We start from the raw sequence: 21,736 nt of genomic DNA on the forward strand, positions 1-21,736 counted from the left end.
CCCGCAAGCATGGATGACCGTATGACCCGTCGCCCGATCGTGATCGCATTCGCCGCCGCGCTGGCACTGGCCGGCTGCTCGAAGAAAGCGGGCGATGCCACCTCCGCGGCGACGGGCGCGCCGCACGGGCCGATCGCGGCCGTGCCGGCGCCGGCCGGCAAAAGCTGGACCGACATCGTCAGCGCGACGCCCGAGGGCGGCATGCGCATGGGCAATCCCGACGCGCCGGTGAAGATCGTCGAATATGCCTCCTTCACCTGCCCGCACTGCAAGCTGTTCGAGACCGAGGGTGCCGAGCCGCTGCAGCAAAAGTACATCTCGACCGGCAAGGTGAGCTGGGAGTTCCGCTCGTTTCTGATCCACGGGCCGGATGCGCCGGTGACTTTGCTGATGAACTGCCGCGGCGCTGAGCCATTTTTCGCGCTGTCGCAACAGCTCTACGCCGCGCAGGACGAGTGGCTTGGCAAGATCGTGGCGATGACGCCCGCCGAGCAGCAGCAGATGCAGGCGTTGCCGCCGGTCGCGCAGTTCAAGTTGATGGCGGACAAGAGCGGCCTGTTCGGCTGGCTCGCCGCGCGCGGCCTGCCGCGGGCGCAGGCCGAAGCGTGCCTGTCCGACCAGAAGGCGATCGACGCGCTCACCGCGACGCAGGATCGCTACGCCAATCAGGACAATGTGAACTCGACGCCCACGTTCGTCATCAATGGCGAGCGGCAGGAGAATGTCGCCACCTGGCCGCAGCTCGACGCCAAGCTCGCCCAGACGGCGGGCTGATCCGTAGGGCATAGGCGGCCGGGGGGCCCGCTCATGCGTATCCGCAAGCTCCGCCTCGCCGGGTTCAAAAGCTTCGTCGAGCCCGCCGAACTGCTGATCGAGCCCGGTCTGACCGGGATCGTCGGCCCCAACGGTTGCGGCAAGTCCAACCTGCTGGAGGCGATCCGGTGGGTGATGGGCGAGGGCAGCGCCAAGTCGCTGCGCGGCGGCGGCATGGAGGACGTGATTTTCGCCGGCACCGCCAGCCGGCCCGCGCGCGCCTTCGCCGAGGTGTCACTGCTCGCCGAGACCGAGGCGGGCGAGCAGGAGGTGGTGCGCCGGATCGAGCGCGGCGCCGGCTCCGCCTATCGCATCAACGGTCGCGACGTGCGCCAGCGCGACGTTGCCTTGCTGTTCGCCGACGCCGCCACCGGTGCGCATTCGCCCGCGCTCGTCAGCCAGGGGCGCATCGCCGCGGTGATCGCCGCCAAGCCGGTCGAGCGGCGCCAGATGCTGGAGGAGGCTGCAGGCATCGCCGGGCTCCACGTCCGTCGGCGCGAGGCCGAGATCAAGCTGCGCGGCACCGAGGCCAACCTCCAGAAGCTCGACGAGCTGATGACGGAAATGGATGCACGCACCGGCGTGCTGCGGCGGCAGGCGCGCGCCGCGGAGCGCTATCGCACGCTCTCGACCGAGATCCGGCTGGCCGAGGCGCGCACTCTGTTCGCGCGCTGGCGCGAGGCGGCGGCGGCGGCCGAGCGTGCGCGCGCCGAGGCGAACGCCGCCGAGAAAGCGGTGTCCGACGCGGCCGAGGCACAGCGCGCGGCGGCGGCGCATCTCGGCCAGGCGACGACCCGGCTCGCCGAGGCGCGCGTCGCGGCCGAGGCGGCGCGCGAGGCGAACGCCAATTTGCGCCACCGGCTCGAGACGCTCCGGGGCGAGCGTGCGGCGGTCGAACGGCGGCTGGCCGAGCTTCGCGGACAGGCCGACACGCTCGCGCGCGATCGCGGACGCGAGGACCAGCTCGCGATCGACGCCGCCGCCGCGCTCGAACGGCTGGGCGACGAGGACAAAACGCTCACCGCCGCCGTGATGACGGGCGAGGGACAGCGCGCTGCGCTCGATGCCGACGTGGTCGAGGCGGAGCGTGGTGCCCGCGACGCGGAGGTCGCCGCTGCGCAGGCGCTGGCGCGGGCAGCCGCCGAGCAGGCCGACGCGCGCATTGCCGAAAGCGCGCTCGCTGCAGCGCGCCAGCGGCTGGCGCGGGCCGATGCCGAGCGGTCAAGGCTCGACCGCGAGCTGGCGGCGCTTGGAGACGAGGCTCCGCTCGTCGCGAAGGCGGAGCAGGCGCGCGCTGCACGCAGCGCGGCGGAGGTGCAACTCGCCGGCCTGTCCGAGACGCTCGCCGCAGCGGAGGCGCGCCGCGATGCCGCCGCCGCCGCACGCGATGCGGCCGAGAGCGCCGGTGCCGCCGCGCGCGCTGCGCTCGCCGCGCTGGAAAGCGAGGAGCGGGCGCTCGCCGCTGCGCTCGCCAATGCGCCGGGGCGCGGCATCCTGCCCGCGCTCACCGTCGCCCCCGGTTTTGAACGCGCGCTGGCAGCGGCGCTGGGCGACGATCTCGATGCGCCCGCGGCGAGCGACGGCGCGCGCGGCTGGAGCGGTGCGGCCACGGATCCGGCCGATCCGCCGCTTCCGGCCGGCGTCGCATCGCTCGCGGCGCAGGTCGCCGGCAGCGACGTTCTCGCCCGTCGGCTGGCGCAGGTCGGCGTCGTCGAGCAGGACGATGGCGTTGCGTTGGCGGTGGGCCAGCGGCTCGTCACGCGCGATGGCCGCATGCGGCGCTGGGACGGCTATTTCGCCAGCAACGTCGGTGCTGCCGCCGCCGAACGGCTGATCCGCGCGAACCGCCACACCGAATTGCGCGCGCAGCTTCCACCGGCGCGCGAAGCGGCGAATGCGGCCGCCGATGCGCAGAATGCGGCCGCGGCGGCGCAGGCTGCTGCGCGCGGCGCGATCGATCAGGCGCGCGGCGATATCGCTCGCGCCGAGCAGGCGCTGCGCAACGCGCGGCGCGACGAGGATAGCGCCGCGGCCGCGATCGACCGGCGCACCGCTGCCGTCACCGCGCTCGATGGTCGCCGCGAGACGGCGGATCGCGAACTGGCCGAGGCGCGCGCCGCCGAGGATGGGGCCGCCGCCGCCGTTGCCGCGCTGCCCGACGGTGCCGCCACTCGCATCGCGGTGGCCGAGGCGAATGCGCGCGCAGATGCGGCGCGTGCCCGGCTGGCGGAGGCGCGCGGCCGTGCGATGGCGCTCGGCCAGTCGATCGACGCGGACGGCCGCCGGCTGCAGGCGGTGCGTGCCGAGGCCAAGGGCTGGCGCTCGCGCGCCGGTGACGCCGCGCGCCGCATCGCCGAGATGGCGCGCCGCGAGGAAGCGGTGATCGCCGAACGCGACGCGTTGGCCACGCGCCCCGCCGAGCTCGACGGGGCGATCGACGCGCTCGCCGCCGAGGCACAGGCCGCCGAGGCGAGCGCGCAAGCCGCGCGGACGACCGAAGCCACCGCCGATGCCGAACTGCGCCGGATCGAGGCAGCGACTGCGCAGGCGGGCGAGGCGCTGGCGCAGGCGCGCGAGGCGCGGGCCGGGGCGCTTGCCCGCGCCGATCATGCCGAGGCACGCCGCATCGAGCTGAGCCAGGTCTCGGGCGAGCGCTTCGCCTGTCCGGCGCCCGTGCTCGCCGAGCGGCTGGGCTTCGATCCCGCCACGCTCCAGCCGGCGGCGGACGAAAGCACGCGCCACGACCGGCTGACCGCCGATCGCGACCGGCTCGGCCCCGTCAACCTCGTCGCCGAAAGCGAACTGGCCGAGGTCGAGGCGGCGCGGGGTATAACGGCGGCCGAACGCGACGAGCTGGGCGAGGCGGTCAACCGCCTGCGCGGATCGATCGGCAGCCTCAACCGCGAAGGGCGCCAGCGGCTGCTCGCCGCGTTCGAGGCGGTCGACGGCCATTTCCGCCGCCTGTTCACCACGCTCTTCGCCGGCGGCGAGGCCCACCTCGCGCTGATCGATTCGGACGATCCGCTTGAGGCGGGGCTGGAGATCATGGCGCAGCCGCCGGGCAAGCGGCTCGGCAGCCTTACCTTGCTGTCGGGCGGCGAGCAGGCGCTGACTGCAGTCGCATTGATCTTCGCCTTGTTCCTGACAAACCCGGCGCCCATCTGCGTGCTGGACGAGGTCGATGCGCCGTTGGACGATGCCAATATCGAACGCTTCTGCGACCTGCTTGCCGCGATGACGCGCGAGACCGACACGCGCTATCTGACGGTCACCCACAATGCCGTGACGATGAGCCGAATGCACCGCCTGTTCGGCGTCACCATGATCGAGCGCGGCGTGAGTCGGCTCGTCTCGGTCGATCTCGGCGGTGCCGAGCGCCTGCTGGCAGCGGAGTAGGGGCATGGCGCGGCGCTATCGGGTGATCCACGAGCGGCTGTCGCTCCTCAAGGCGATCGCGCAGGGGCGGCCGACGCGCGACTGCTACGTCGCGCAATCGGGCCATTGGTGGGGCTGGCGCACGATCGAGCGTTTCAACACGGTCGACGATGCCGAACAGGCGTGCCGCGATCATGCCGGCGGCACGCTGCTGCCGGGGGGCGGCCGGGTCGTCGCCGAATTCGAACGGCCCGATTGATGGTCCACGCCACCGCCGCGATCGGGGATTTCATGCTGATCCTCATCAGCTCGGCCCTGTGGGTCGGCGGCGGACTGGTCGGCGCGGGGCTGCTCGGCCTCGGCGCGCTCGGCGGCCTCGCCTTCGCGTTCCGCCGCTGGTGGCGGGTGCGCTGATCCTTCGCCATTGACAACATCACTCAGCCCGGCTTGTTTCGTATACGTTTCATCCCTGGCCCGAAGGATAGCTCTTGATGTCGAAGCGGTTGGCGCTGGTCGCCGGTTTTGCCCTGCCGATGCTCGTTCAGCCCGTGTCCGCGCAGACCGCGCCCGCGCCGATGGTGGCGAAGATGAAGGCGCTGATGGCCAGCCCAGCTTTCGCCAAAGCCAAGACCAGCCTCGACAGCGATTGGGATCGCATCGTCAAGGATCTCGTCACGCTGACCGAGATTCCCGCGCCGCCGTTCAAGGAAGCCACGCGCGCCAAGGCCTATGCCGCGATGCTGACGGAGGCCGGCCTGACCGACGTCGAGATCGATGCCGAGGGCAATGCCAGCGGCATCCGCAAGGGCACGGGCGGCGGCGCGCCGCTGCTGCTGGTGCAGGCGCACCTCGATACGGTGTTCCCCGAGGGCACCGACACGCACGTCAAGCATGAGGGCGACAAGCTGCGCGCGCCCGGCATTGGCGACGACACGACCGGGCTGGCCGTGCTGCTGGCGCTGGTGCGCGCGCTCGATCGCGCCGGCTTCAAGACCAAGCAGGACATAGTGTTCGCCGGCAACGTGGGCGAGGAGGGGCCGGGCGACCTGCGCGGCACGCGCTATTTCTTCCAGAAGTCGAAATATAAGGACCGCATCAAGCAGTTCATCTCGATCGAGCCGAGCCGCGAGAGCGTGACGACCGGCGGCGTCGGCTCGAAGCGCTACAAGGTGATCTTCCACGGCCCCGGCGGCCACAGCTATGGCAATTTCGGCATCGTCAATCCGGCCTATGCCATGGCCAATGCGATCACCGCCTTCAGCAAGATGCAGGTGCCGGCGACGCCCAAGACGACCTTCAACGTCGGCATCGTCGAGGGCGGCACCTCGGTCAATTCGGTCCCGCACGACGTCGCGATGACGATCGACATGCGCTCCGAAAGCAAGGCCGAGCTCGACAAGGAGGATGCGTATCTCAAGTCGATCCTGCAGCCGGCGGTCGACATGGAGAACAAGGCGCGGTCCACCAGCCGTGGATCGATCACCTATACGCTGCAGCAGATCGGCGAGCGCCCCGTCGGACAGACACCTGAGGACAGCAACATCGTGCGCGTGGCGACGGCTGCGCAGAACGTTGTCGGCGTGACGCCGCGCTACGGCGCCGGATCGAGCGACTCGAACATCCCGATGAGCCTCGGCATCCCCGCGGTGACGTTGGGATCGGGTTTCCCGACCGGCGGCAATCACGCGCTCGACGAATGGGTCCAGGTCGAGAAGGCGGGCACGCTGCGCGAGCTGCAGGTCGATCTGGCGACGATCATCACGCTGGCCAACGGGCAGTAGGGCCGCCGCATACGATACCGTCATCCCAGCGAAGGCTGGGATCTCCGTTGGATAAGCGGACCGCTCCACCGCGGGATCCCAGCCTTCGCTGGGATGACGAACGGGAATAGGCTCGTTCCCTCATCTTAGCCAATCGTTAACCACAATCCGCGAGAATGCGATCGGGCGCGCAGGTGCGTCCGGTCGCAACCGGGTGCGTCGATGTCGCTCTTCTCGCTGCTGAACTCGTCCACCGCCACCACCAGCCAGTCGCTCAGCTATAGTGGCAGCAGCGCGACGACCTCCGCCGCCATCCAGAAACTGCTTGCGGCCGAGAGCGCCTCGACCGCGTCCGCTACACCGGCCACCACCACGACGAGCAGTAGCGACGTCTCGATCTCCAGCGCGGCACAGGAAGCGGCCGACAATGCCAAGGATTTCACCCAGCTCGGCAAGGACACGCGCGCGACGCTCGACGCGCAATATGCCGCCGCCGGCACGACCGACACGAGCACGGCCACGCCCAACCTCACCGGCCTGAGCGGACGTGCACTCGCTGCGATCGCGCTCAACCAGGACAAGACGTTCTCGTCGACCGAAGTGCATGCCGCCAAGCAGGCGCTGCAGCAGGATATGCGTACCAGCCTGACCGGCGCGATCGGCAGCAGCGGCGTCACGCTGACCGGACTGGCGACCTACAGCCAGCAGCTCGTCAGCGAATATGATTCGATGAGCCCCGAGGAGCGTCAGGCGCGCGGCTGGACGGATTCATTCCGCGCGAGCAACCAGAGCTTCATCAACCAGGCGTCGCAATCGACGTTGTTCGACCAGATCAGCTGAACGCCACCCCGGATCGCTCCGGGGTGACGCACGTATCGCTCAGCGCGTTTCGACGGGGATGTAATCGCGCTGGGTCGGCCCGGTGTAGAGCTGGCGCGGGCGGCCGATCTTCTGCTCGGGATCCGAGATCATCTCGTTCCACTGCGCCACCCAGCCGACCGTGCGGGCGAGTGCGAACAGCACCGTGAACATCGTCGTCGGGAAACCGATCGCCGACAGGATCACGCCCGAATAGAAATCGACGTTCGGGTACAGCTTGCGATCGACGAAATACTGGTCCTTGAGCGCGATCTGCTCCAGCTCGCGCGCGGTATCCAGCACCGGATCGCTGATGTTGAGCTTGTCGAGCACTTCGCTCGCCGCCTTCGACAGCACCTTCGCGCGCGGATCGAAATTCTTGTAGACGCGGTGGCCGAAGCCCATCAGCCGGAACGGATCGTCCTTGTTCTTGGCGCGCGCGATGTACTCGGGGATGCGGTCGGGCGTGCCGATCTCGCGCAGCATGTTGAGCGCCGCTTCGTTGGCGCCGCCATGCGCCGGGCCCCACAGGGTGGCGATGCCGGCGGCCACGCATGCGAACGGGTTCGCACCCGACGATCCGGCGAGGCGGACGGTCGAGGTCGACGCATTCTGCTCGTGGTCGGCGTGGAGGATGAAGATCTTGTCCATCGCATCGACAATGATCGGATCGGGCTCATACTCCTCGGCCGGAACCGAGAAGGTCATGCGCAGGAAGTTGGCGGTGTAGGACAGATCGTTCTTCGGATAGACGAACGGCTGGCCGACCGAATATTTGTACGCCATCGCCGCGATCGTCGGCATCTTCGCGATCAGCCGATGCATCGAGATGGTGCGTTCCTGCGGATCGCCGACATTGGTCGAGTCCGGATAGAAGGCCGACAGCGCGCCGACGACGCCGCACAGGATCGCCATCGGGTGCGCATCGCGGCGGAAGCCGCGATAGAAGGTCGCGAGCTGTTCGTGCACCATCGTATGACGCGTGATCGTGGTGACGAACGCGTCGAGCTCGTCCTTCACCGGCAGCTCGCCGTTGAGCAGGAGGTAGGCGACCTCCATGAAGCTCGACTTCTCGGCCAACTGGTCGATCGGATAGCCACGGTGCAGCAGCACGCCGGCATCGCCGTCGATATAGGTCAGGCCGCTTTCGCAGCTCGCGGTCGAGGTGAAGCCGGGATCGTAGGTGAAGAGACCGGTCTGGCCGTAGAACTTGCGGATGTCGATGACGTCGGGGCCGGTGGTGCCGGACAGCGTCGGATAGGGGAAGTCCTTGCCGTCGATGCTGATCGTGCTGTTACCGGCCATGCGCCGTTCTCCTTCAATAATCTCGTACGCGTCCGCTCAGGCGAGCTGATCGGACAAACGCGCCAAACTCTCCTCGCGGCCGAGAAGAGCCAGCACATCGAAGATGCCCGGCGAGGTCGTCCGTCCGGTGAGCGCGGCGCGCAGTGGCTGCGCGACCTTGCCCAGGCCGATCGAATGCTCCTCCGCCACCTGACGGACGGCGGCCTCGAGCGCCTCCGCGCTCCACTCGCCGATGTCGTCCAGCACGTCCCGGGCACGCGCCAGAAGCTGGCGCGCGGAATCGTCTAGCAGCTTCGCCGCGCCCTCGTCCATGTCGATCGGGCGGGTGCGAAACAGGAAGCCCAAGCCATCGGCTAACTCATTGATTGTCTTGGCTCTTACTTTCGCGACCGGCATGGCGCGGCGCAGCAGATCGACGGCGTTCGAGTCGTCCGAAACGCCGAGCCGTGCGCCGATCAGGCCGGCCAGTCGGGCATCGTCCGCCTCGCGCAGATAGTGACCATTCAAATTCTCGAGCTTCTTGATGTCGAAGCGCGACGGCGAGCGGCCGACATCGGCGAGATCGAACCACTCGATCGCCTGCTCGCGGCCGATGATCTCGGCATCGCCATGGCCCCAGCCGAGCCGCAGCAGATAATTGTCGACCGCCTCAGGCAGGAAGCCAAGCTCGTCGCGATAGGCATCGACGCCGAGCGCGCCGTGGCGCTTCGACAGTTTCGCTCCATCGGCGCCGTGGATCAGCGGGATGTGCGCGTAGGTCGGCTCGGGCCAGCCCATCGCGCGGATGATGCCGAGCTGGCGGAAGGCGTTGTTGAGATGATCGTCGCCGCGGATGACGTGGGTGACGCCCATGTCGTGATCGTCCACCACGACCGCGAGCATGTAGGTGGGCGTGCCGTCCGAGCGCAGCAGCACCATGTCGTCCAATTCGACATTCTGGACGGTGACCGATCCCTGCACCTGATCGACGATGGTCGTCGCGCCCTCGCGCTCGGCGCGCAGGCGGACGACGAAGGGCTCCCCCTCCTGCTCCGGGCCGGGCACGCGGTCACGCCAGCGGCCATCATAGCGGAGCGGCAGGCCCTTGGCCTTCTGCTCGGCGCGCATCGCCTCCAGTTCCGCCGCCGTCGCATAGCAGCGATAAGCGTGGCCGCTGGCCACCATCTGTTGTGCGACCTCGGCATGGCGCGCGGCGCGGGCAAACTGGAAGACGACCTCGCCGTCCCAATCCAACTCCAGCCACTTCAGCCCGTCGATGATCGCCTCGATCGCCGGCTGGGTCGAGCGCGCGCGATCGGTATCCTCGATCCGCAGCAGATAGCGGCCGCCATGGTGGCGCGCGTAGAGCCAGTTGAACAACGCGGTGCGCGCGCCGCCGATGTGAAGAAAACCGGTCGGCGAGGGCGCGAAGCGGGTGACGACCTCGCGGGGGGCAGTGCTGCCCGTGGTGGTGCTTGCGCCCACGGCGCCTCTCTCCCAAGCTGAGACCTGATGGCCGTAACGGTGATGCGCGCCCCTAGCACAAAGGTCCGGGGCCGCAAGCCGGCCGCCGGCGGTTGGCGCGTGGGCGCCACGATCGAGCGCTGGCTGGAGGCGGAGCGCGACCAGCTCGGCCTGTGGCTGCCGGTCGGGCTGGGCGCGGGCATCACCGCATGGTTCGGCCTGCCCGACGAGCGGTCGTGGCTGTGGTTCGTGGGCGTGGCGGCGGCGACCGCGCTGCTCGCATGGGCTGTTGGACGAGGGGGGCGGCTGGGCCGCGCCATCGCGATCTTCCTGATCGCAGCGTCGCTCGGCTGCCTGCTCGCCTGGGCGCGCAGTACCGAGGTTGCTTCGCCGCGCCTCGACCGCCCGATGGTCACGACGATTTCAGGGCGTATCGTCGAGGTCGATCCGCTGCCGGCGCGCGGCAAGGTGCGGCTGGTGGTCGATCCGGACGCCATGCCGGGCCTGCCGCCGCGCGTGCGGATCAACGTCGATCAGGACGGTACGCCCAATGGCCTCGCGCCCGGCGCACGCATCGCCGCGCGCGTGCGGCTGGAGCCGCCGGCCGGTCCGATCCTGCCCGGCGCCTATGATTTCGCGCGGGTCGCGTGGTTCCAGCGGCTTGGCGCCACCGGCAAGACGCTCGGGCCGGTCACCGTGACCGCACCCGCGCGGGCCGAGGGCGGCCCGATGCGCTGGCTCGATCGGCAGCGGCTGCGGCTCACCGATCATATCCAGCAGCAATTGCGCGGCAGCACGGGCGGCGTCGCGGCGGCGTTCGTGACGGGCGACGTCGGCGCGATCGCGGACGAGGATAATGAGGCATTCCGCCGCTCGGGGCTCGCGCATCTGCTTTCGATCAGCGGTCTGCACGTGACGGCGGTGATCGCGGCGACGATGCTGCTCACCTTGCGATCGCTGGCGCTGTGGCCGTGGCTGGCATTGCGCGCGCCATTGCCGCTGATCGCAGCGGCCGCGGGCGCCGCTGCTGGGATCGGCTACACTTTGCTCTCGGGCGCGCAGGTGCCGACGGTGCGATCGTGCGTCGCGGCGCTGCTGGTGCTGGGCGGCATCGCGCTGGGGCGCGAGGCGCTGACGCTGCGGCTGGTCGCGACTGGCGCATTGGTCGTGCTGCTGATCCGGCCGGAGGCTTTGGTCGGCCCCAGCTTCCAGCTGAGTTTCGCCGCGGTCACCGCGATCGTCGCCTTCCACGAGCATCCCGCGATCCGCGCCGCCGCGCTGAAGCGCGAGGAAAGCTGGCCGCGTCGCCTGCTGCGCGAGTTCGTGGTGCTGCTGGTGACCGGATTGCTGGTCGAGGCGGCGCTCGCGCCGATCGCGGCGTGGCACTTCCATCGTGCCGGCTTCTATGGTGCGCTCGCCAACATCGTCGCGATTCCGCTTTCGACCTTCGTCATCATGCCGGCCGAGGCGGCGGCTTTGCTGTTCGATATGATCGGGCTCGGATCACCATTCTGGTGGCTCGCGGGACAGGCGCTCCATCTGCTGCTGTGGATCGCGCGGACGGTCGCGGCGCTGCCGGGGGCGGTCGCGGCGCTGCCGGGCATGCCGAACGGTGCCTTCGCGCTGATGGCGGCGGGCGGCCTCTGGCTCGCATTGTGGCGCACGCATGTGCGGCGGCTGGGGGCGCTACCAATCATACTGGGGGCGGCCTGGGCCATCGCGACGCCCGCGCCCGATCTGTTGGTGACCGGCGATGGCCGGCACCTCGCGGTCCGCACGCCCGACGGCGCGCTCCACCTGCTGCGGCCGCGCGCCGGCGATTATGTGCGGGGTCAGCTATCCGAAGCGTCGGGGGTGCAGGCGGAGGCGCTCGATCTCGACGCGCTGCCGGGCGCGCGCTGCAACGACGACATGTGCGCCGCGATCGTGCCCGGCGGTGGCAGGCGTTGGCACCTGCTCGCCAGCCGCAGCGCCTATGCGGTCGACTGGGTCGCGCTCACGCGTGCGTGCGGCTGGGCGGATATCGTCGTCAGCGACCGGCGGCTGCCACGCGCCTGCACGCCCCGCTGGCTCAAGCTCGATCGGGCGGCGCTGGCGCGCACCGGCGGCGTGGCATTGTGGCTCCGTTCGGGAACGCTGCGCGCCGTGCGTGGAGACGATCGCCACCCGTGGCAACCGCCTTCGCACTTGCGACACACGCGTCAGCCTCTACATGCGGATGCTACTGGCGGCTCGATTGCCGCTGCATCCTTCCGGGCGAGCCGCCCCAAGATCGAGACCCGATGACCACACCCGGCAACGAACTGCTTTTCCTGGCCCTTGGTGGGTCGGGGGAGATCGGAATGAACGTCAACCTCTACGGCACCCAGGGCAAATGGGTGATGGTGGACCTGGGCATGACGTTCGGCGATCCGGGCTATCCGGGCATCGACCTCGTATTGCCGGATCTCGACTTCATCGAGCGTCACGCCAAGGATCTGGTCGGCATCGTGCTGACCCACGGGCACGAGGATCATATCGGCGCCATCCCGTATCTCGCGGGCGATCTGGGCGTGCCGCTCTACGCGACGCCGTTCACCGCCGGCCTTATCAAGGGCAAGCTGGAGGAAGAGGGGATCACCGATCAGGTCGAGTTGATCGTGGTCGAGCGCGAGGCATCATTCAAGGTCGGGCCGTTCGGCTTCACCTATGTGCCACTCGCCCATTCGATTCCCGAGGGCAACGGCCTGCTGATCGATACGCCTTACGGTCGCATCTTCCACACCGGTGACTGGAAGCTGGACGAGCAGCCGCTGCTCGGCGTGCCTGCGACGAGCGAGGATCTGACCGCGATCGGCGACAAGGGCGTGCTGGCGCTCGTCTGCGATTCCACCAACGTGTTCAACGATGCCGCCTCGGGCTCCGAAGCGGACGTGCGCGAGGGGTTGGATCAGGTCATCCGCGCCGCCAAGGGCCGCGTCGTCGTCACCACCTTCGCCTCCAATGCCGCACGGCTGCAGACCTTGGGCGAGGTCGCGCGCGACACCGGCCGCCAATTGTGCGTCGCGGGCCGCTCGCTCGACCGCATCATCCGCGTCGCCAAGAGCGTCGGCTACCTGACCGATTTCCCGAGCGTCATCGATTTCGACGCGGCGATGCGGCTGCCCCCGCGCGACGTGATGATCGTCGCCACCGGCGGGCAGGGCGAGAGCCGCGCCGCGCTCGCCCGCATCGCGTTCGACAGCCACCAGATCAAGCTCTCGGAGGGCGACACGGTCGTCTTCTCGTCCAAGCAGATTCCCGGCAACGAGATGGCGATCGGTCGCATCCAGAATGCGCTGGCGACCAAAGGCGTCATCATGATCACCGATCGCCAGGCGCACGTCCACGTCTCCGGCCATCCCGGTCGCCCCGAGCTGGCGGCGATGTACAAGTGGATTCGCCCCGAGATCATCCTGCCGGTCCATGGCGAGATGCGCCACATGGCCGAGCAGGCGCGCTTCGCGCTGGCGCAGGGCGTACCGCGCGGGATCGTGCAGACCAATGGCGATCTCATCCGCCTGGCTCCCAACGGCCCGGTCAAGCTGGGCGAAGAGCAGAGCGGGCGGCTGATCCTCGACGGCGACGTGATCCTGCCGGCCGACGGCTCGACCATCAATGAGCGCCGGCGGATTTCCGCTTACGGCGTCATCACGGTCGCGGTGGCGCTCGACGAGCGCGGCCGGCTGCGCGGCGAGCCGGCGATCGCGATGCAGGGCATCCCGGTCGAGGAGGATCGCGACGACTTCATCGAGGAAGCACGCGATGCCGCGGTCGAGGCGCTCGGCGGCAAGCGTGGCCGCGACGACAAGGCCCTGCGCGAGGCGGTGCGCCTTGCCGTCCGGCGCCGCGCCGTCGCGTGGACCGGCAAGAAGCCGGTCGTCGACGTCTCGCTGATCCGGATCTGACGGGCAGGGAAGGCCAAGGATGCGGCCGGCCTCGATCAGCGCGATCTTCATGCTGTTCTGGGCGATGAGCTTCTTCCTCGTCCTCCCCTTCCGCCTGCAGCCGCGCCGCCACGATCGGGATCGCCCGATAGCCGGCCAGGCCGAGAGCGCGCCGCCGCATTTCAGCTTCGGCCGCACGGCATTCTGGACGACGATCGTGGCGCTCGGGCTGTTCGGCCTGTTCTACGCCAACTACGTCAACGGCTGGATCATGCCCGACATGCTGAACCTCGTCCCCGATCGCCTGATCGAGGGAAATGGGGCTTAAGCGTCACCGGGATCACCACAGCACGCCGTCGATTGGCCGCAGCGGCGGCGGCGCATCGTCCCCGATCGACTGCAGCAGGTCGATCTCGATCGTGCGGCACATCGCCTCCAGCGGTACGTCGTGCACCGTATCCGAAAAGGGATCGACCAGATCGTCGCCGATCGACAGGCCGGCGAGGAACATGAATCCTGCGACCGACGATCCGATCGGCGTCGCCCATTCCAGCGTCTGCACCAGTCCGATCGGCAGCAGCAGGCAGAAGAGCCGCGTGAAGAAGGCGGGCAGACTGCGATATTGTGCCGGCAGCGGCGTGTTCTTCAGCCGCTCCATCCCGCCCTGCGCATTGGCGATATCGACCAGCACGCGTTCGATCTGCGCCTGCTGAATGCTGTCGATCAGCCCGTCGGCGCGTGCATCGCCGATCAGTCTGCCGGTGCCGTCGAGCAGCCCGTTTGCCGGATTGGTGCGTGCCAGCGGCGCCACAGCCGCATCGGCGCCGATCAGCCGCTCGATATCGGGTGCCGGATCGTGCCGGCGGAGCTGGTGGCGCAGCGAATGGACGTAGGCGATCTGGCGCAGGACCACGATCCGCCGGATCGCCAGCGCGGAGGGATGGTCGTCAGGCAGGAATGCGCCGACCGCGCGCGCCAGGCTGCGCGACGCGTTGATCATCGCCCCCCACAAGGTCCGCCCCTCCCACCAGCGCTGATAGGCCGAGTTGGTGCGGAAGCCGAGGAAGGCGGCCAGCACCGTGCCGAACAGGGTGAGCGGCAGTGCGGGCGCCGCGAACGGCGAGAAATAACAGAAGAGCGTCACCGCCACGTCCCACACGAACAGCATGGCGAGCAGGCGCCAGGCCGTGTGGAGCGTCTGGCGGACGCGCGGTTCGCGGCCGACGATCATTCGGGCGCGCTCGCGACGCGGCCGAGCACGGCGTGGCGCAGGCCGAGCAAGGCCGCGATCGACGCGACCTTGATCGTGTCGGCCTGCAGCGCCGGGCCGGCATAGGTCAGCGCATAGGCGACCGCGCCGAGCGCCAGCATGCCCAGCATGATGAACGGCAGGGCCTCGATGTCCCGCCAGCTCAGCGGTGCGGGGTGGGGATGCATGACGTCGTCATACATGAAATGCGCTCCATCGTCGTTGGCGTGCTGCAAGCGTGGGTGCGGTGCAGCACGACCGCAACCGTCGGAATTGGCACGGCAATCTTTCCTCACCCCGATGTTGCTGGGCCCGACCGCGGCCATGTCCGTTCCGCAAGATGTTGTTGCCGTGGATGCCGATCGTGGCCGAACGCCTGCGGGCGGTGCAATCGTCGACGCCCGGCGTCCGGCGCGTCGCGGCTTCTTGACCCTCTTCGGCACCACGACTAATTGCCTGCCCAGCATCAAGAGTCGGGCCGACGTCCGACACCAACCTGCTCCTGGCAAGGTGGTGCCTCCTGCGAGCGGGGGGATGTGGCCGGACCGGCAACCACGGGACTTACGCCACATCGACGTCGATCCGACCCTTGGGCGAGAGTCCAACGACGGGATCATGCCGTGACGAACCAGCCCCAACAATTCGCCAGCGACAATTATGCGGGCATGTGCCCCGAGGCGCTCGACGCCATGCTGCGCGCCAATGACGGCTCTGCAACCGCTTATGGCGAGGATGTGTGGACGCAGCGCGCTGCCGATTCCTTCCGGAAGCTGTTCGACAGCGACTGCGAGGTGTTCTTCGTTTTCAACGGCACCGCGGCCAACTCGCTCGCGCTGGCGGCGCTCTGCCAATCCTACCACAGCGTGATCTGTGCGGCGTCGGCGCACGTCGTGACCGACGAATGCGGCGCGCCCGAATTCTTCTCGAACGGATCCAAGCTGCTGACCGTGCAGTCGGACGATGCCAAGCTGACGCCCGAGGCGATCCGCGCGCTCGCGACGAGCCGATCGGACATCCATTTCCCCAAGCCGCGCGTCGTCACCATCACCCAGCCGACCGAGACCGGCCTCGTCTATTCGATCGAGGAGGTGAGGGCGATCGCCGCCGTTTGCCGCGAGCTCGATCTGAAATTGCATATGGATGGGGCGCGCTTCGCCCACGCCTGCGCGACCCTCGGCTGCACCCCGGCGGAGATCAGCTGGCAGGCGGGCGTCGACGTATTGTGCTTCGGCGGCACCAAGAACGGCATGGCGGTGGGCGATGCGGTGATCTTCTTCGATCGCGCACTGGCGGAGGATTTCGGCTATCGCTGCAAGCAGGCGGGGCAGCTCGCGTCGAAGATGCGCTTCCTGTCGGCGCCGTGGGTCGGCCTGATGGAAAGCGGCGCGTGGCTGCGCAATGCCGAGCATGGCAATGCCTGCGCCGCGCGCCTCGCCGATCAGGTGCGTGGCCTGCCCGGAATCGAGCTGATCTTTCCGGTCGGGGCCAATGCGGTATTCCTCGATGCGCCGCAGCCGGTGCTGGAGGGGCTGCGTGCGCGCGGCTGGCGCTTCTATACCTTCATCGGCGGCGGCGCCCGCTTCATGTTCGCGTGGGATGCCCAGCTGGCGCGCGTCGACGAACTCGCGCGCGATATCCGCGCGGTGAGCACCGCTCCGGAAGCCCTGGTCGCCTGACCGGGCCCGCTTGAACGGCTGCGACTAGCGCCGCAGCCGCTCGATTGCCTGCGCCAGCACGACGTAGAGCTTGCCCGCGTCGGATGACAGCATCGTCGTAGCGATGGCATTGCCGTCGCGCGTGGCCATCACACGGCGGAGCAGCGCCTCGAAATCGTGAAGGTAACGGTTGGTGAGCTCGCGGAAGTCGGGCTCGTCATTATAGCGGGTCGCGATCGTCTGCGCCTCGGCGCGCTCGACCAGCCGCAGCGTGCGGCGGGTGAAGACGCCGCGATCGCCGCGCAGATAGGTCTTCCAATCCTCGTCGCTCGTCTCGGTCGCGAACAGGCGGGCGACGTCGATCGAGGCGGAGTTGAGCGCCTCGATCAGCAGGCTGACGCTGCGCGCGAAGCTGGCATCGTCGTGCGCCTCGGTTTCGGTGCGATTTTCCTCGATCCGCGCCTCGATCGCAGTCGCCGTCTCGGCGATCGTGACGAGCTGGCGGCTGAGCCGCTCGGCCGCCGAGCGTGCGGCCTCGACCGCCTGTTCGGAGGCGGCAGCGACTGCTGCTACCTCGTCGCGGCCGACGTCGCTCATCGCCGTGGTGAGCGCGCGCGCGGCGGATTCGCCGAGCCGCTGCGCCACGCGCGGGATCGCTGCCGAGAGCGCGTCGCGGGCATGTTCGGACGCCTGCGTCGCGGTGTCGCGAACGCGGAGCAGCGCGTCGACCAGCTGGCCGGTTGCGCCCTCGCTCAGGCTGCGGGCTTCGTCGGCGGCCTGATGAAGCAACGTATCGAGCGCCTCGGCCTGGGCATGCAGCGCCGCCAGCCGCTCCTCGCCGACCGTGCCCGCATCCTGCAACGCGATCCGCTGTCGTTCGAGCAAAGTGGTGCTGTCGGCGAGCCGTGCCGCGACGGCGCTCGCGGTCGCCTCCAGCCCGTCGGTCCGCTCATGCGCGGCGGCGATGGCGTTGAGGCTTTGCTCGGCGTGGATCTTGACCCGCGCCAGCGCCGCCGGAATGGCGTCGGCCAAGGTGGCGACGCTCGCCTCGCTCTGCTGGCGGAGGTTGGTGACGCGGCCAAGCAAAGTCTCGGCGCTCTGGCTGCTATTGCCCAAAGTACGGCCGATCGCGTCGCTATGTTCGGCGAGCGCGACGATCGCCTCGGCGAGATCGGCGGTATGTTCGGCGCCCTTGTCGCCGAGGCTGGCGAAGCGGGCCTCGACCGCCTCGACCGCCTGTTCGAGCTGGCCGAGCAGCCCGCGTGCCTGCAATTCCTGCCCACGCAGCCCGGCGCCGATCCCCTCCACGCGCGATACCAATTCGTCGAGCCGCGCCGACAGCGCCTTGACCGCATCGTCGCCGGCTGCACCGAGCGAGGCGCGTCCCTGCGACACCATCGCGGTGAGCGCGGCGCTCTGCGCGGAGACCGCCTGACGCGTCTGCTCGACGCCTTCGGCGGCAACGTCCAGCGCGATGTCGACCGCGCGGCCGATACCGAGCGCGGCATCCTCGATCCGTTTGTCGGCGGCGGCAGCGCTCATCTCGACCCGGTCGAGCTGTCCGGCCAGCCGGGCGGCGGCGCCGGCGGTCGCCTCGCCCGCCGAGCGCGCGCGCGCATCGAGTTCGGCCAGCAGCTCGGCCAGCGTGCGCGCACGGCCGTCCACCTCGCTGCTGCCTTCGCGCAACCGCTCGGCCAGCATGCGCGCGGTCGCCTCCGCCTGAGGCAAATCGGACATGAGGACGCCCAGATCGGCGCGGGCGATGCCGGTGGCATCGTCGAACGTCGCCGCGGCGCGGCCGAACGCTTCGGCCTCGCTGCGCAGGTCGATTGCGGCGCGGGTCATGCGTGCGCCGGTTTCGCTGCCGAGCGTGTTGAGCGCCTCCGCCTCCACCTGCAGTGCCGCGCGTGCGACCGTCAGCCGCTCGTTCAGCGTATCCAGCGCATCGACGACCAGGCCGGCATCCGCCCGCAGTTGCGCCGACATGCGCGCCTGACGCCGCGTCTCGGCGGCGCCGCTGCGCGCGATCAGCAGATACAGCACCGCCAGCAATGCGAGCGGGCCGCTGCCGAGCCCGACCCACGCGGCGAGCTTGAGCGGCGCGAGGCCACCGGGCGGCGCGGCTGTGGCGAGCCCGACGGCGAGCAACGCGATCCAGCCGACCGCCGCAACGAGCAGGATGATTCCTGCGGCGGCACGGCGCCAGCGCTTTCCATCATGCACAAGTGTCTGATCGAACGCGGCTTCGCCGTCGACCGATACCATGGTCTCATCGGGCGTGCTCTCGCTCGCCCAATGGTCTTTCGCCGTCGCCCCCTGATTCATCGCGCGACCTTACCAGCTTTGCCGGCGGGCGGAAGCGCAGGCGCCGCTTGATCGAACGGGCAACCGCACCTTATCGCTGTTGCGTGGCCGCCGCTGATCCTGCCCTGACCGCGCTGATCGGCGCTTATGAACCGGGGCCGGGGCCGGGCGGCCTGCGCGCGCTGCTGCCGCTCGCCGGCGCGACCCTCGTCGAGCATCAGGTGCGGCGCGCGGTGGCGGCGGGTGCGGGCCGCGTGCTGTTGCTGATCGAGACGGTGCCGCCCGAACTGGCCGAGACCGTGGCGCGGCTGCGTCGCGACGGCATCACTTTGGCATTCGTCGAATCGATCGGCGCGGCAGCGGACGCGCTGCCCGAACATGATCCGGTGCTGCTGATCGGCGACGCCTGCCTGCCCGAGATCGAACTGATCGAGGCACTCGCGTGGCTGCCTGTGCCCGCGCTTGCGACGTTGCAGGACGGCCCCGATCATCAGCGCCACGAGCGGATCGATGCGGTCACGCGCTGGGCAGGACTGGCGCTGCTGGACGGGCACCGCATCGGCGAGACGGCGGCGATGATCGGGGACTGGGATCCGGTCTCCACGCTGCTGCGGCGCGCGGTTCAGGAAGATGCGGCCCGGCTGGTGGCGGACGCGCAGCCGCCGGCGCTGATGGTCGAGGCCGATCGCCGCGACGATGCCGAGCGCACGATGATCGAGGCGGCGCGCCGTCCCGGTCGCGATTGGATCGAGCGCGGCGTATTCGGACGATTCGAAGAGGTGGTGCTGCCGCCATTGCTCGAGCGGCGGGTCGAGGCGCTGTCGCTCGCATTGGGAAGCAGCGTCGCCAGCGCACTGGCGGCGGGGCTGGCGATCATGGATTGGCGCGGCAGTGCGCTCGTCCTGCTGCTGGCGAGCGGGCCGCTCGCCGCGATCGCGGCGCGGATCGCGCGTGTTCGCGATCGGCCGGTGCCGCACGGCCGGTTGCTTAGCGAGGCGCGGATCGTTTTTGCCGCGGTGGCTCTGCTGGCGCTGGCGCTGCGCATCGCGAGCGGCAGTGGCCAATGGGGCTGGGCGGTGGTCGGGGGGGCTGCATTGCTCGGCATGATCGCGTCGGCCCGCGAGCAGCGGCTGGTGCCGGGCTGGGCACCGATCTGGCTGGCCCGGCCGGACGGGCTGATCTGGGCGATGGCGCCGCTGGCATTGGTCGGCCGGTGGGATGCGGGGCTGGCGCTGCTCGCGCTTTATGCCTGGGCCGGCGCCGTGGGCGCACAGCGCGAGGCGCTGACGAGGGCGGAAACGTAGGCGGAAAGGCGGTCCGGCGGGCGATGCCCGCCCGGACCGGCAATCTTACAGGGCGACGATCACGCCCACGACAAGCGTCTGGACGGCGATCGCGAGCACAAGGCTCGTCGCCCCTTCGAACAATCTCACAACGATTTCTCCTGAGTGGCAGCAAATGCTGCGCTGCAGCGCATATGGTGAGGCGCTCAACTCGCCGCAACTCAGAAACAGTTCGTCGCAGATGCAGAAAATGCATCAGGCCTTGATGGTCATTCCGGCATCGGCGAAGCTGATGCTGACCGCCTGCGCGCTGGTGACGAGGCCGAGGCAGTCATGCACTTTCAGCAGTCCAGTCAGCGTCGCGTGGGCGATGGCGGGCGCCGGTCCGGCTTGGACGATCGCATCGAGCAGGTGGCGCTCGGCGCGGGTCATGCGCGGGCAGCAGCATGGCGCGACCGCCACCTTGGTCGTCGCGACGCGGGACATCTCGGCCATCAGAGCGCGCAGCAACACCAACGGACGGCGATAGCCGAGGCCGAAGCCGGTGAAGAAAGCATGCGCCGCATGCGCATCGGCGATGCCGCCCGCCGCCATCCGACGGATGCCGAACAGCAGCAGTCGCGCATAGGGATCCGCCGGCACCGCATGCGGCAGCAAAGCCTCGGTGGGAATCGTGCGTTCGGTCATCCGTGCCTCCTCATGGGAAGACAGATTTCCACCTCTGCTATTGATAGTCAATCGCAATTAGCTCGGTGGGATCGGGCGCACAACGATCCGTTCTCGCGAGCGCACCGGGCTGGCGTCCTGACGACTTTTCGTGAGTTGGATCGGCCAGCGCAAGGCGCGCGCCCGCGCGCACCGAAGGCTTGGCCCCATAAAGCGGGCCGCCCCGGCGGGGCGACCCTTGACCGCGTTTACTTGCCGCGATTCTTCCGGTGCTCGGCCATGTCGAGCACGGTATTCTCGCCTTCGGGCAGCAGGCCCAGCCGGCGCGCGATTTCCTGATAGGCTTCGACCTCGCCGCCGAGATCCTGGCGGAAACGATCCTTGTCGAGCTTCTCGTTGGTCGCAACGTCCCACAGGCGGCAGCCGTCGGGGCTGATCTCGTCGGCCAGGATGATGCGGCTATAGTCATTGTCCCAGACGCGGCCGAACTCCAGCTTGAAGTCGACCAGCCGGATGCCGACGCCCGCGAACAGCCCGCTCATGAAGTCGTTCACGCGAATCGCCATGTCGGCGATGTCGTGCATCTCCTCCTGGCTTGCCCAGCCGAAGCAAGCGATATGCTCTTCGGAAACCAGCGGGTCGCCGAGCGCGTCGTCCTTGTAATAATATTCGATGATCGTGCGCGGCAGCTGCGTGCCTTCCTCGATCCCCAGCCGCTTCGACAGCGATCCGGCGGCGACGTTGCGCACCACCACCTCGATCGGCACGATCTCGACCTGGCGGATCAGCTGCTCGCGCATGTTGAGGCGGCGGATGAAGTGGGTCGGCACGCCGATATTGCCGAGCAAAGTGAAGACATGCTCGGAAATGCGATTGTTGAGCACGCCCTTGCCGCTGATCGTGCCCTTCTTCTGGGCGTTGAACGCGGTGGCATCGTCCTTGAAATACTGGATCAGCGTGCCGGGCTCGGGGCCCTCGTAGAGGATCTTGGCCTTGCCCTCGTAAATCTGGCGGCGGCGGGACATGGGCTCTCCTGAGCGACCGAAAAGAGAAGCGCCCCGAACGCGGACGCGAGGAGCGCGCGCGGGCGGGGCGGTAAGGCCATCCATATAGCGCATCA

General features: G+C 69.1%; 18 protein-coding genes and 1 riboswitch. Of the genes, 11 read left to right on the plus strand and 7 right to left on the minus strand.

Annotated elements, in window-relative coordinates; genetic code table 11:
• The first annotated feature begins 21 nt into the window (after positions 1 to 21).
• From K8P63_RS08850 to K8P63_RS08875, 6 genes are all read left to right on the plus strand, one after another.
• Complete coding sequence (locus tag K8P63_RS08850) at positions 22 to 774, plus strand: thioredoxin domain-containing protein (protein ID WP_223799434.1); 753 nt, start codon at positions 22 to 24, stop codon at positions 772 to 774.
• Positions 775 to 807: 33 nt separating this feature from the next.
• Positions 808 to 4,209 (plus strand): chromosome segregation SMC family protein, encoded by a 3,402-nt coding sequence (locus K8P63_RS08855; protein ID WP_223799435.1) that lies wholly within the window; start codon positions 808 to 810, stop codon positions 4,207 to 4,209.
• 4 nt (positions 4,210 to 4,213) lie between these two features.
• The gene (locus tag K8P63_RS08860) at positions 4,214 to 4,447 is read left to right on the plus strand and encodes a hypothetical protein (RefSeq protein ID WP_223799436.1); all 234 of its coding nucleotides are present in this window, start codon (positions 4,214 to 4,216) and stop codon (positions 4,445 to 4,447) included.
• Positions 4,447 to 4,602, plus strand: a complete 156-nt coding sequence (locus tag K8P63_RS08865) for a hypothetical protein (protein WP_223799437.1) — start codon at positions 4,447 to 4,449, stop codon at positions 4,600 to 4,602. Before K8P63_RS08860 ends, K8P63_RS08865 begins: the two co-directional genes overlap by 1 nt.
• Before the next feature lie 77 nt (positions 4,603 to 4,679).
• On the plus strand, positions 4,680 to 5,969 hold the full coding sequence (locus tag K8P63_RS08870; protein ID WP_223799438.1) for a M20/M25/M40 family metallo-hydrolase: 1,290 nt from the start codon (positions 4,680 to 4,682) through the stop codon (positions 5,967 to 5,969).
• A gap of 201 nt (positions 5,970 to 6,170) precedes the next feature.
• On the plus strand, positions 6,171 to 6,788 hold the full coding sequence (locus K8P63_RS08875) for a hypothetical protein (RefSeq protein WP_223799439.1): 618 nt from the start codon (positions 6,171 to 6,173) through the stop codon (positions 6,786 to 6,788).
• Positions 6,789 to 6,827: 39 nt separating this feature from the next.
• Here K8P63_RS08875 and K8P63_RS08880 read toward each other — a convergent pair whose 3' ends face one another.
• The gene (locus tag K8P63_RS08880; RefSeq protein WP_223799440.1) at positions 6,828 to 8,111 is read right to left on the minus strand and encodes a citrate synthase; all 1,284 of its coding nucleotides are present in this window, start codon (positions 8,109 to 8,111) and stop codon (positions 6,828 to 6,830) included.
• A gap of 36 nt (positions 8,112 to 8,147) precedes the next feature.
• Positions 8,148 to 9,575, minus strand: coding sequence for a glutamate--tRNA ligase (gltX, locus tag K8P63_RS08885; protein WP_223799441.1), 1,428 nt, complete (start codon positions 9,573 to 9,575; stop codon positions 8,148 to 8,150).
• 99 nt (positions 9,576 to 9,674) lie between these two features.
• Between gltX and K8P63_RS08890 the strand changes: the two genes are divergently transcribed.
• Genes K8P63_RS08890 through K8P63_RS08900 form a run of 3 tightly spaced genes read left to right on the plus strand, consistent with a single transcriptional unit; the run spans position 9,675 to position 13,787 of the window.
• Positions 9,675 to 11,840: a ComEC/Rec2 family competence protein gene (locus K8P63_RS08890; RefSeq protein ID WP_223799442.1), complete on the plus strand. Its 2,166-nt coding sequence runs from the start codon at positions 9,675 to 9,677 to the stop codon at positions 11,838 to 11,840.
• Positions 11,837 to 13,480 (plus strand): ribonuclease J, encoded by a 1,644-nt coding sequence (locus tag K8P63_RS08895; RefSeq protein ID WP_223799443.1) that lies wholly within the window; start codon positions 11,837 to 11,839, stop codon positions 13,478 to 13,480. The genes K8P63_RS08890 and K8P63_RS08895 overlap by 4 nt, the downstream gene beginning before the upstream one ends.
• Before the next feature lie 19 nt (positions 13,481 to 13,499).
• Positions 13,500 to 13,787, plus strand: a complete 288-nt coding sequence (locus tag K8P63_RS08900) for a DUF1467 family protein (protein ID WP_223799444.1) — start codon at positions 13,500 to 13,502, stop codon at positions 13,785 to 13,787.
• Between the two features lie 12 nt (positions 13,788 to 13,799).
• On the opposite strand, the gene K8P63_RS08905 is transcribed toward K8P63_RS08900, so the two are convergent.
• Together K8P63_RS08905 and K8P63_RS08910 are read right to left on the minus strand one after the other, a co-directional pair.
• Entirely contained in the window at positions 13,800 to 14,690 is an 891-nt protein-coding gene (locus tag K8P63_RS08905; RefSeq protein WP_223799445.1) for a bestrophin family protein, read from the minus strand.
• Positions 14,687 to 14,911 carry a hypothetical protein gene (locus K8P63_RS08910; RefSeq protein WP_223799446.1) on the minus strand — a complete coding sequence of 75 codons (225 nt, stop codon included), beginning with the start codon at positions 14,909 to 14,911 and terminating at the stop codon, positions 14,687 to 14,689. Before K8P63_RS08910 ends, K8P63_RS08905 begins: the two co-directional genes overlap by 4 nt.
• Positions 14,912 to 15,166: 255 nt before the next feature.
• A riboswitch (SAM-I-IV-variant riboswitch) is annotated at positions 15,167 to 15,274 on the plus strand.
• Between the two features lie 54 nt (positions 15,275 to 15,328).
• Here K8P63_RS08910 and K8P63_RS08915 point away from each other — a divergent pair.
• Complete coding sequence (locus K8P63_RS08915; protein WP_223799447.1) at positions 15,329 to 16,384, plus strand: threonine aldolase family protein; 1,056 nt, start codon at positions 15,329 to 15,331, stop codon at positions 16,382 to 16,384.
• Positions 16,385 to 16,408: 24 nt separating this feature from the next.
• On the opposite strand, the gene K8P63_RS08920 is transcribed toward K8P63_RS08915, so the two are convergent.
• Positions 16,409 to 18,688, minus strand: a complete 2,280-nt coding sequence (locus K8P63_RS08920; protein WP_223799448.1) for a coiled-coil domain-containing protein — start codon at positions 18,686 to 18,688, stop codon at positions 16,409 to 16,411.
• Between the two features lie 83 nt (positions 18,689 to 18,771).
• On the opposite strand from K8P63_RS08920, the gene K8P63_RS08925 reads away from it, so the two are divergent.
• The gene (locus K8P63_RS08925) at positions 18,772 to 19,971 is read left to right on the plus strand and encodes a glycosyltransferase family protein (protein WP_223799449.1); all 1,200 of its coding nucleotides are present in this window, start codon (positions 18,772 to 18,774) and stop codon (positions 19,969 to 19,971) included.
• Between the two features lie 234 nt (positions 19,972 to 20,205).
• On the opposite strand, the gene K8P63_RS08930 is transcribed toward K8P63_RS08925, so the two are convergent.
• Both K8P63_RS08930 and purC read right to left on the minus strand, forming a co-directional pair.
• Entirely contained in the window at positions 20,206 to 20,637 is a 432-nt protein-coding gene (locus tag K8P63_RS08930; RefSeq protein WP_223799450.1) for a DUF6628 family protein, read from the minus strand.
• Positions 20,638 to 20,864: 227 nt separating this feature from the next.
• Positions 20,865 to 21,641, minus strand: coding sequence for a phosphoribosylaminoimidazolesuccinocarboxamide synthase (purC, locus tag K8P63_RS08935; RefSeq protein WP_223799451.1), 777 nt, complete (start codon positions 21,639 to 21,641; stop codon positions 20,865 to 20,867).
• Positions 21,642 to 21,736: the final 95 nt, after the last annotated feature.

This window comes from Sphingomonas nostoxanthinifaciens, from assembly GCF_019930585.1.
Lineage (GTDB): Bacteria > Pseudomonadota > Alphaproteobacteria > Sphingomonadales > Sphingomonadaceae > Sphingomonas_I > Sphingomonas_I nostoxanthinifaciens.

What these genes read in the sequence shown, in the direction of transcription:
- K8P63_RS08850 (WP_223799434.1), top strand. Translation starts at nt 22, where the DNA reads ATGACCCGTCGCCCGATCGTGATCGCATTCGCCGCCGCGCTGGCACTG.
- K8P63_RS08855 (WP_223799435.1), top strand. Translation starts at nt 808, where the DNA reads ATGCGTATCCGCAAGCTCCGCCTCGCCGGGTTCAAAAGCTTCGTCGAG.
- K8P63_RS08860 (WP_223799436.1), top strand. Translation starts at nt 4,214, where the DNA reads ATGGCGCGGCGCTATCGGGTGATCCACGAGCGGCTGTCGCTCCTCAAG.
- K8P63_RS08865 (WP_223799437.1), top strand. Translation starts at nt 4,447, where the DNA reads ATGGTCCACGCCACCGCCGCGATCGGGGATTTCATGCTGATCCTCATC.
- K8P63_RS08870 (WP_223799438.1), top strand. Translation starts at nt 4,680, where the DNA reads ATGTCGAAGCGGTTGGCGCTGGTCGCCGGTTTTGCCCTGCCGATGCTC.
- K8P63_RS08875 (WP_223799439.1), top strand. Translation starts at nt 6,171, where the DNA reads ATGTCGCTCTTCTCGCTGCTGAACTCGTCCACCGCCACCACCAGCCAG.
- K8P63_RS08880 (WP_223799440.1), bottom strand. Translation starts at nt 8,111, where the DNA reads ATGGCCGGTAACAGCACGATCAGCATCGACGGCAAGGACTTCCCCTAT.
- K8P63_RS08895 (WP_223799443.1), top strand. Translation starts at nt 11,837, where the DNA reads ATGACCACACCCGGCAACGAACTGCTTTTCCTGGCCCTTGGTGGGTCG.
- K8P63_RS08900 (WP_223799444.1), top strand. Translation starts at nt 13,500, where the DNA reads ATGCGGCCGGCCTCGATCAGCGCGATCTTCATGCTGTTCTGGGCGATG.
- K8P63_RS08905 (WP_223799445.1), bottom strand. Translation starts at nt 14,690, where the DNA reads ATGATCGTCGGCCGCGAACCGCGCGTCCGCCAGACGCTCCACACGGCC.
- K8P63_RS08910 (WP_223799446.1), bottom strand. Translation starts at nt 14,911, where the DNA reads ATGTATGACGACGTCATGCATCCCCACCCCGCACCGCTGAGCTGGCGG.
- K8P63_RS08920 (WP_223799448.1), bottom strand. Translation starts at nt 18,688, where the DNA reads ATGAATCAGGGGGCGACGGCGAAAGACCATTGGGCGAGCGAGAGCACG.
- K8P63_RS08930 (WP_223799450.1), bottom strand. Translation starts at nt 20,637, where the DNA reads ATGACCGAACGCACGATTCCCACCGAGGCTTTGCTGCCGCATGCGGTG.
- purC (WP_223799451.1), bottom strand. Translation starts at nt 21,641, where the DNA reads ATGTCCCGCCGCCGCCAGATTTACGAGGGCAAGGCCAAGATCCTCTAC.